Below are 9,192 nucleotides of genomic sequence, written 5' to 3' on the forward strand. Positions count from 1 at the left end.
GATGGGGCACAAAACGTTCTCGAGAATGGCCGCGCTGTCGATGGCCGCCGTGATGGTGCTGGCCGGATGTGGGCGCGAAATGCGTCCGCAACCGTCCGAGCAGCCGGCCACTCCGGCGGGGCCCACCGCGGCTGCCGCGGACTTCGCGGAGAAGATCGCACAGGCAGTGACGAAAGACGCCATGATGGCGCACGTCACCAAGCTCCAAGAGATCGCCGACGAGCATGGGGGCAACCGGGCGCTCGGTAGTCCGGGGTATGACGCCAGCGTCGACTATGTGGCAAGCACTTTGCGCGACAAGGGTTTCGATGTGCAGACCCCCGAGTTCGAAGTGCGTCTGCCCTACTCAGACGAGCCGGCAGTGACCGTTTCAGGCGCCAAGGTCGAGGCCTTTCCGCTGGAGTTCACCATCGGCACCGGGCCCGACGGTGTGGCAGGTGACCTGGTGCCTGCCCGCGTCGAGGACTCACCGGGCTGCACCGCGTCCGATTACGACGGTCTCCCGGTTAGGGGTGCAGTCGTGCTGGTCGACCGCGGGAAATGCCCGTTCGGCGACAAGCAGGCCGCGGCCGCCGAACGTGGTGCCGTCGCCCTGATCGTCGCCAACAATGTGGACGGTGATGAGACGGGAGCCACGCTGGGCCCCGACACCGACGTGCGGATTCCCGTCGTCGGAGTCACGAAGGCGGCCGGCGAGCAGCTACGCAGCAGCCTGGGGCAGGCCACCATCAAACTCAACGCCGGCGTGCGCGTCGAGCGGACCCGCAACGTGATCGCCCAGACCAAAACGGGGTCCACCGCCGACGTCGTGATGACGGGTGCGCATCTCGACAGCGTCGCGGAGGGGCCTGGGATCAACGACAACGGCTCCGGGGTGGCGGCGGTCCTGGAAACGGCGTTGCAGCTGGGCAGCACACCGGAAGTGAAAAACGCGGTGCGGTTCGGGTTCTGGGGTGCCGAGGAACTCGGACTACTCGGGTCCAACGACTACGTGGCGTCCCTTGACCACGACGCGCTCAAGGACCTCTCGCTCTATCTGAACTTCGACATGATCGCCTCACCCAACCCGGGTTACTTCACCATCGACGGGGATCAGTCCGAGGCGCCGGATCCGCAACAGCAGGCACCTCGCATCCCTGAAGGTTCGGCGGGCATCGAACGCACGCTCGTGGCCTATCTCAAGAGTGCCGGCAAGGACCCCGAAGATGTTCAATTCGAGGGCCGTTCAGACTTCAGCAGCTTCACGCTTGCCGGTGTCGCCGCGGGTGGCCTGTTCACCGGCGCCGAGGAGAAGATGACCGCCGAACAGGCCGAGCGGTGGGGCGGTGAGGCGGGTCAGCCGTTCGATCCGAACTATCACAAGGCCGGCGACACGATTGAGAACATCGACCCCACCGCGCTCGAGATCAACGGTCGCGGTGCGGCATACGTCGTGGCGCTCTACGCCCAGGACCAAAGTGGGCGCAACGGCGTGCCGATCCGCGACGACCGCACACGCCACGTCATCGAATCATGATGCGCTTGGCGGCAGTCGTTGCGGCCATTGCGGTGTTGACGTCGTGCTCTTCGGCGGACACCGCGGGCCCGTCGGCCGATCTGGCGGCCGATCTGGCGGGCAAGGTCGGCGCGGACGGAATGTACACACATCTGAACGAACTTCAGAAGATCGCCGACGCGAACGGCGGAAACAGGGCCAACGGGACGCCCGGATACGACGCCAGCGTCAACTATGTCGCAAAGTTCCTTCAGGACAAGGGGTTTGATGTCCAGACTCCTGAATTCGAGATCCTCGACCGCTCGGAGGGCGGGAACCCGCAGCTGACGATCGGCGGGCGCAATCACAACGTGGATCAGGCGTCACTTCTGATCACAACGCCGCGGGGCGGGCTGAGCGCGGTGACCCTGCGCCCACAGAAGACAGCTGCGGGATGCCGCGCTGCCGACTACGGCACGGCGTCGATGAAAGGAGCGATCGCCGTCGTCGACGACACGGGCTGCTCGATCGTCGATAAGCAGAACGCGGCCGTCGACAGGGGGGCCGTCGGCGTGCTCGTCGTCAGTGCCCCCGCCGCCGGTACCGGCAGCCCGGCCGGGCTTTTCACGCCGGGCTACTACCAGCAACTCACCGTCCCGGTCGGCGTCATCGGCAACGACGCCAATGCGGCGCTGCGCCGCACCACAGCGGCGGTGAAGCTGGTACTGGACAACAAGCCGGTCATGAAGAAGGCACGAAACGTGCTGGCGCAAACCAAGTCCGGCGACACCACCAACGTGGTGATGGTCGGCGCGCACCTCGACAGCTCCGCGCGCAGCCCCGGCATCAACGACGACGGCTCCGGGGTCGCTGCGGTGCTCGAGACCGCGGCGGCGCTGGGTTCATCGCCGCAGATCAAGAACACGGTGCGGTTCGCCCTGTGGGGTTCGGAGGAGAACTCGCTCCAAGGGGCGACGAAGTACCTCCGAGGACTCCCACGTGGCGAGCTCGACGAAATCGCGCTGTATCTCAACCTCGAGATGATCGGCTCACCGAACGCCGGGTACTTCACCTACGACGGCGACCAGTCGGGTCAGCCGAACCCCGAGATCCCGTTGGACACCATCCCCGACGGATCGGCCGGCATCGAACGAACTCTGTCGGCGTATCTCAACAGTGCGGGTGCGCGGCCCGCCGATATGCCGCTGACCCGCTACACCGACTACGCCGCGTTCCTGACCGCCGGCGTTCCCGTTGGCGGCGTGACAGCGGGCGCATCGCAGCGGAAAACCGAAGTGCAGGCGCGCCTCTGGGGTGGCAGGGCCGGTGTGCCGTATGACCCGAACTATCGCACTCCGCGCGACACGGTCGACAACATCGATCGCAACGCGCTGTCGGTGATGGGCGCCGCGGCGGCGTTCGCGGTCGGCACCTACGCGCAGTCGGTCGAGGGCGTCAATGGAGTTCCGCTTCGGGATCAGCGGCATCGGAGCGCTCCCTAGTCCGCCGAAAACCCAGCAGCCGCATACCGTGATAGACCACCAGGGCGGCGATCGATCCCAGTGCTATTCCGGTGAACGTCAAATTCCCCGCATGCCAGGTGAAGTCGGCGATACCGATGATCAGCGGGATAGCGGCGGTCATTTGGTTGAGCGGCTTGGCGAAGTCGACTCGATTGGTCAGCCAAATTCGCACACCGAGTACGCCGACCAATCCGTAGAGCACCACCGTTGCCCCGCCGAGCACGCCGGCCGGTATCGCTGAGATCGCGGCGCCCACCTTCGGGCACAGCGACAGCAGGATGGCGACCGCGGCGGCAACCCAGTAGGCCGCAGTCGAATAGACGCGGGTGGCGGCCATCACGCCGATGTTCTCGGCGTAGGTGGTGGTCGCCGAACCGCCGCCGAAGCCGGCCAGCGTCGTGGCAACTCCGTCGGCGGCCAGCGCACGGCCCGTCACCGGATCGACATCGGTCCCGGTCATCTGGCCGACGGACTTTACGTGCCCGATGTTCTCGGCGACCAGGGCGATGACGGCGGGCAGGAACATGGGCAGCACCGCCAACGTGAACGTCGGGGTCTGAAACTCGGGCAGGCCGAGCCACGGCGCCGCCTTGATGCCGGAGGTGTCGACGTCGCCAAGGATCAGCGCCAGCACGTACCCGGTGAACACCGCGATGAAGATCGCAAGCCGTCCGATGATGCCGCGGAAGAACGCCAGCGTCGCCACCAACAGCACCAGGGTGACGATGGCGATGAGCGGGCCCTTTTCGAAGTTCGACTTCGCCGCGGGTGCGAGGTTGAAACCGATAAGGGCGACGATCGCGCCGGTGACCACCGGTGGCAATGTCACATCGATCCAGTGTGTGCCGACCAGATGCACGACCGCCCCGATGACGATCAGGGTCAGACCGACCGCGACCAAGCCGCCCAGTGCGCTGCCGGTGCCGTTCGACGCGACGGCGGCTGTCACCGGAGCGATCACCGAGAAGCTCGATCCGAGATAGCTCGGCAGCCGGTTGCCCGTGATCACCAGGAACAGCACCGTGCCGATACCGGAGAACAGCAGGGTGGTTGCCGGTGGGAATCCGGTGAGCACCGGCACCAGGAAGGTGGCGCCGAACATCGCGACGACGTGTTGTGCGCCGAGCCCGATGGTGCGGAACCAGTCGAGCCGTTCGTCAGGGGCGACGACGAAGTCGTCGTCGGAACGCGCGTCGACCTTGGTCCATCTCAACAGCGGAGTCCATGTCAAATGCGCCATGCTCTAAGACCGTAGGCAACCGCGCCGACGACGACCACACCAGCGCCCGCGATCACCGACGGCAGGGGCAGCGTGAACGCGAGCAGTAGGCAGCCCGCCAGGCCTACGCCCGGGATGACCCGCGCCCCGAGTGTCCACGCCGACGCATTGGCGATCGCGTAATACAGCAGCACGGCAAACGACGAGAAGCCGATTGCGGCACGGACGTCGACAACGGCCGCCGCAACGGCCACCACGACGCCGACTGCGATCTCCGCGCGGTGTGGGCTGCCGAAGCGCGGGTGCACCGCAGCCAGCGCGTGCGGGAGATGGCGGTCGCGTGACATCGCCAGCGTCGTTCGCGAGACACCGAGAACGAGAGCCAGCAGTGATCCGAGGGCGGCCACCGCGGCCCCAACGCGGACCACCGGTTCGAGGGTGGAGAACCCCGCAGCGGCCACCGCATCGGCGAGCGGCGCTGTCGCGGAAGCCAAGGTGTCACTGCCCAATTCGGCCAGTACTGCGACGGCGACCACGCCGTAGACGACCAGTGCGATGGTCAGCGCGATCGGGATCGCGCGCGGGATCGTCCTGGTCGGATCGCGCACCTCCTCGCCGAGGGTGGCGATCCGCGCGTAGCCGGCGAAGGCGAAGAACAGCAGGCCCGCCGCCTGCAGCACGCCACCGGCGGAGATGTCGGTGCCGATGCCGATCCGTCCGATGTCCACGTCGCCGAAGCCGAGGATGACGACCACCACCATCGCGAGCACGGCAAGGACCACTGCGACGATGGCGCGGGTCAGCAGGGCGGACTTCTGAATGCCGGTGTAGTTCAGGGCCGTCAGCGCGACCACCGCCGCCACCGCGACCGCGTGGGACTGCGAGGGCCAGACGTAGTAGCCGACGGTGAGCGCCATCGCCGCACAGGATGCGGTCTTGCCGACGACGAAGCTCCACCCCGCCGTGTAGCCCCAGAACTCGCCGAGGCGTTCGGAGCCATACACATAGGTGCCGCCGGACTGCGGGTACCTGGCGGCCAACCGGGCCGAGGACGTGGCGTTGCAATACGCGACGACGGCGGCGATACCGAGACCGATGAGCAGACCGGTTCCAGCGGCGGCAGCGGCAGGGGGCAGTGCGACGAATATGCCGGCCCCGAGCATCGAGCCCAGACCGATCGTGACGGCGTCGAATGTGCCGAGCCGCCGGTGCAGTTCCGGTTCGGGGCCGACGGGTGTCATCGGCTGCATCATCACAGCCAATCAGGGCCTCGGCATGACATCAACCGACCTCGCCGCGACGGTCAGGCGTTCTCGCGCCGCGCCATCAGCCATGCGCGCGTTTCCCCGCGCATTTCATGCAGACGTCCGCGCCGAACGTGTCCCTATGTTAATGGCCATTCTCCGCGCCCCGGAGGCTTTGGCAAGGATTATTCAGCCGAACTCGGTGAGTATGTGTGCGTAACGTCCGTTATGGTGGTCGCCATGGCGCGCCCCCGGCCAGTACGCGGCGATACGATTCGGCGCCGACCCAAGGATCGCAAAGCGCAGATCGCTCGGGCCTCCGCCGAGGCGTTCTCCACGCTCGGCTTTCACGGTGTGAGCATGGAGGCGATTGCGTCCCGTGTGGGAATCTCCGCGCCAGCGTTGTACCGGCATTACACCGGAAAGTACGAACTCTTCCGCGATGCGGTGCTCAGCCTGGGCCAGCAGCTCGTGGACTGCACAGACTTCGCCGACGACGCCGCAGTCGAGGACCCGCAACTCGTTCTGCACCGGCTCATCGCTTCGCTCGTCGACACCGCGATGATCAATCGGGAGTCTGGTGGCCTCTATCGGTGGGAGGGTCGGTATCTGCGCGGCGACGATCAGGCCACGCTGATAGCGCAGATGCGCACCGTTCATCACCGAATCCAGCGACCGTTGTGCGTGATTCGTCCGAACCTCACCCCGAGGGAGCGCTGGACGCTTTCCACGGCGGTGCTTTCCGTGTTGGGCAGCATCGTCGATCACCGGGCCAAACTGCCTGCCATCCAGGTGCGCGCGCTGCTGGCCGAACTCGCTGACGCCGTTGTGGCCGCTGAGCTTCCCGACCCACGCGCAGACGAAGGCGCCGTCCAGGCCGAGATTTCCCCGATGCCGGAATCATCGAGATACGAAGCGCTGCTGGATGAGTCGATGCAGCTGTTCAATCTCAAGGGGTATCGGGATACCGGGATGGAAGACATCGCGGCCGCGGTCGGGATGCCCGCATCCGGGATTTACCGATACTTCTCCGGCAAGAGCGACATTCTTGCGGCGGCGTTCCGGAGGGCGGCCGACCGACTATCGGCGGACACCGCGACCATCACGGCCACGATCGACGATCCGGAGGATGCGCTGACCGCGGTCATCGATCTATACGTGGCTCGGTCGTTCGACCGGCCGGAACTGTCGTACGTGTACTACAGCGAGCGGCTCAACATGTCCGCGGGCGACCAGAAGATTCTGCGCAACATGCAGCGCTCCACCGTGGAGGCATGGGTGGCACTGGTGGTGGCGGTGCGGCGGGAGTGGACACCGGGACAGGCGCGGTTCGCCGTCCACGCCGCCATGTCACTGGTGATCGATCTGGGCCGCTTGATGCGCTATGAGCGATCGACGCACAGTTTTTCCACGGTGGAGCGCCTACTCGATCTGACGCTGTTGGGCCACTACCGATTGCGCGCGACGTTGCCCGCCAAATAGGCCACGTACCCGAGCACTCCGACGACGGCAAGGCGGCGGGTCTTCGGTGCGACCAGGGCAAGCCCCAGGGCCGTCTCGATGCCGCCGTTGATGTAGATGTTCTGTTGGGTGTTGCGCGGAAATGCCGACACGGTGATCGATTCGAAGAGCTCTGGGCGGGCAAAGTGGGCCAGTCCCGTACCTGCGAGGGCCAGGCCCGCTATCGTCGCGCCACGCGAATTCTTCTGTTCTGAGGGCACTGCTTGGATTCCTCTCCGATCACGCAATCTGATAGTCGCTCAACGGGTACTCGGAAGCTTCCGCGATAGCGGCGCGCGTCGAAAGGGGGCGCAACAGGTTGGCCTCGCCCTTGGGGTCGAAGTAATACGACCGCGATGACGCGCAATTCCCGCGGATGAACACCGAATCACCGATCAGATCCGTCATCCGGTCGAGATAGCGGGTGTTGGCGTCCTCGGTGACTTCGAACGTCGTGGCACCGAGGCGCTTCACTTCGCCGAACAGTCGATCCATGTGCCGCATCTGGTACTCCACCGTGTTGAAGAAGTTCAACCCGAGGAACGCGTACGGGCTGGCCATGCTCAGATAATTGGGGAAGTACGGCACAGTCAAACCCTGATACGCCTGGAACCTGGTGTCGCGCCACCACTTCCCGAGGTTACGGCCTGCACGGCCGACGATCTCGATGGCGGGGAAGTTGGCCTCCCACAGGTCGAATCCGGTGGCGAGTACGAGGGCGTCGATCGGCGTCCTGGTGCCGTCGCTGGAAACGATGGCATCCGGCTCGATGTGTTCGATCCCGCTGGACTGCAGGTGGACATGGCGTTTGTTGAAGGTTCGGTAATAGTCGTTCGAGAACGTCGGGCGCTTACAACCGAAGTCATAGTCGGGTGTCAACTGCCTACGCACTTCAGGATCCCGAACCGACACCTGGCGGTGTGTCTTGGACAGGTCGCCCGCCGCGACATTGAGCCGCCGGAGGACGAGTTTGTCTTGGTGGAGCTCGACGAAGATGAAGAACTCGTAGAGCGCGTCGGTGATGGCGCGGATGGCCCGCTGCGCCAACGGCACTCGCGCGAAGAGGCGCTTCGCACGCTCGGAGAAGCGCAAATCGAGCTTGGGCACTACCCAGATCGCGGTGCGTTGATAGACGGTGAGGTCCGCCGCCTTCTTGGCGAGCTGGGGAACGAGCTGCACCGCGGTGGCGCCGGTGCCGATGATGGCGACCCGCTTACCCTCGAGGTCGTAGCTGTCGTCCCAGTCCGTGGTGTGGATGACCTTGCCCTCGAAGCTGGTGATCCCCGGGATGTCCGGTGTCTTCGGCTGGGATAGAAAACCGGTGGCCGTGATCAGGTAGCGCGCGGTCAGGGTCTCGCCGCCGGCCAGCGCGATACACCAGGTCTTGGCCTCCTCGTCCCAGCGGGCGCCCTCGACGTTGGTGTTGAATCGCATGTGTGCGCGCACGTCGTACTTATCGGCCACGGCGTGGGCGTATTGCTTGATCTCCTCACCGGTGGAGAAGAGTCGCGACCAGTTGGGGTTCGGTTCGAAGAAGTACGAGTAGGTGGTCGTCGGGACGTCGACGGCCAGGCCCGGGTAGCGGTTGATGTGCCACGTTCCGCCGAGATCGTCCTCGCGGTCCAGGATGACGAAGTTCTCATAGCCCATCCGCTTGAGCTGGATGGCAGCCCCGATCCCTCCGAATCCGGCGCCCACGATTACGGCGTCGAACTGCTCCGAAGTCATGAATGAACGGTACCTCAGGTACCACTCAACTTCGGCGATCGACTCAGCTCTTTATGGAGCCGGACCGCGGCGGGTCGAGCGTCGCGACGCAGGTCACCGCCCTGTCGCCTTGCTCCCATGTTTCGGCTGTGGGGTACAGCACGTACAGCTGGACGGTGTCGTCCGCCATCGCTGAGGGTGCATAGCTGGCCAGCTCCGGGCTGCACTTGTCGGCGTACGTGTCAATGGCGGCCTGCCCCGGGAAGTCGCCTCCCGGCATTTGCAGCACCGCGAAGACCTCACCCGCGTGCGGTTCGGCGCAGTCGATGGTCTTCACGGTGAGCACCTTGGTGTCGCCGGGGATCTCCGAGAGACAGTCGCCCATCTTGACGTCCGTTGCGGTGACGGTGCCCTGGCCGAAGGCCAAGTAGAGCGCGACGCCGCCACCGATGAGGAGCACGACCAGCCCTGCGATGACTCCGAGGACGATGAAGACGGTCTTCTTGGCTGTCTCTATACACATCT

At 65.4% G+C, this 9,192-nt stretch carries 8 protein-coding genes; 3 read left to right on the top strand and 5 right to left on the bottom strand.

Translation table 11 applies throughout. The annotated features are described in order from the left end of the window. Position 1: 1 nt before the first annotated feature. Together CSQ99_RS13640 and CSQ99_RS13645 are read left to right on the top strand one after the other, a co-directional pair. Positions 2-1,516, top strand: coding sequence for a M28 family metallopeptidase (locus CSQ99_RS13640; protein WP_099039567.1), 1,515 nt, complete (start codon positions 2-4; stop codon positions 1,514-1,516). Next, on the top strand, positions 1,513-2,976 hold the full coding sequence (locus CSQ99_RS13645; RefSeq protein WP_099039568.1) for a M28 family peptidase: 1,464 nt from the start codon (positions 1,513-1,515) through the stop codon (positions 2,974-2,976). Before CSQ99_RS13640 ends, CSQ99_RS13645 begins: the two co-directional genes overlap by 4 nt. Here CSQ99_RS13645 and CSQ99_RS13650 read toward each other — a convergent pair. Then, on the bottom strand, positions 2,930-4,237 hold the full coding sequence (locus tag CSQ99_RS13650) for a uracil-xanthine permease family protein (protein ID WP_099039569.1): 1,308 nt from the start codon (positions 4,235-4,237) through the stop codon (positions 2,930-2,932). The two genes, CSQ99_RS13645 and CSQ99_RS13650, sit on opposite strands and share 47 nt — an antisense overlap. After that, positions 4,225-5,457 carry an APC family permease gene (locus CSQ99_RS13655; RefSeq protein WP_099039588.1) on the bottom strand — a complete coding sequence of 411 codons (1,233 nt, stop codon included), beginning with the start codon at positions 5,455-5,457 and terminating at the stop codon, positions 4,225-4,227. Before CSQ99_RS13655 ends, CSQ99_RS13650 begins: the two co-directional genes overlap by 13 nt. A gap of 243 nt (positions 5,458-5,700) precedes the next feature. Here CSQ99_RS13655 and CSQ99_RS13660 point away from each other — a divergent pair, with 243 nt between their 5' ends. Further along, positions 5,701-6,942 carry a TetR/AcrR family transcriptional regulator gene (locus CSQ99_RS13660; RefSeq protein WP_245908901.1) on the top strand — a complete coding sequence of 414 codons (1,242 nt, stop codon included), beginning with the start codon at positions 5,701-5,703 and terminating at the stop codon, positions 6,940-6,942. On the opposite strand, the gene CSQ99_RS13665 is transcribed toward CSQ99_RS13660, so the two are convergent. The 3 genes from CSQ99_RS13665 to CSQ99_RS13675 all read right to left on the bottom strand — a co-directional run. Continuing rightward, the gene (locus tag CSQ99_RS13665) at positions 6,909-7,181 is read right to left on the bottom strand and encodes a hypothetical protein (protein ID WP_099039571.1); all 273 of its coding nucleotides are present in this window, start codon (positions 7,179-7,181) and stop codon (positions 6,909-6,911) included. The genes CSQ99_RS13660 and CSQ99_RS13665 overlap by 34 nt on opposite strands. A gap of 19 nt (positions 7,182-7,200) precedes the next feature. Continuing rightward, on the bottom strand, positions 7,201-8,688 hold the full coding sequence (locus tag CSQ99_RS13670; RefSeq protein ID WP_099039572.1) for a flavin-containing monooxygenase: 1,488 nt from the start codon (positions 8,686-8,688) through the stop codon (positions 7,201-7,203). Positions 8,689-8,731: 43 nt separating this feature from the next. Further along, the coding region (locus CSQ99_RS13675; protein WP_099039573.1) for a septum formation family protein at positions 8,732-9,192 on the bottom strand (461 nt) is incomplete at its 5' end.

It is taken from the genome of Mycobacterium neglectum (assembly GCF_002591975.1).
In the GTDB taxonomy this organism is placed as follows: Bacteria; Actinomycetota; Actinomycetes; order Mycobacteriales; family Mycobacteriaceae; genus Mycobacterium; species Mycobacterium neglectum.

Excerpts from the sequence above, each read along its gene's own strand:
- CSQ99_RS13660 (WP_245908901.1), top strand. The coding sequence starts at position 5,701 with ATGGCGCGCCCCCGGCCAGTACGCGGCGATACGATTCGGCGCCGACCC.
- CSQ99_RS13670 (WP_099039572.1), bottom strand. The coding sequence starts at position 8,688 with ATGACTTCGGAGCAGTTCGACGCCGTAATCGTGGGCGCCGGATTCGGA.
- CSQ99_RS13640 (WP_099039567.1), top strand. The coding sequence starts at position 2 with ATGGGGCACAAAACGTTCTCGAGAATGGCCGCGCTGTCGATGGCCGCC.
- CSQ99_RS13650 (WP_099039569.1), bottom strand. The coding sequence starts at position 4,237 with ATGGCGCATTTGACATGGACTCCGCTGTTGAGATGGACCAAGGTCGAC.
- CSQ99_RS13655 (WP_099039588.1), bottom strand. The coding sequence starts at position 5,457 with ATGACACCCGTCGGCCCCGAACCGGAACTGCACCGGCGGCTCGGCACA.
- CSQ99_RS13645 (WP_099039568.1), top strand. The coding sequence starts at position 1,513 with ATGATGCGCTTGGCGGCAGTCGTTGCGGCCATTGCGGTGTTGACGTCG.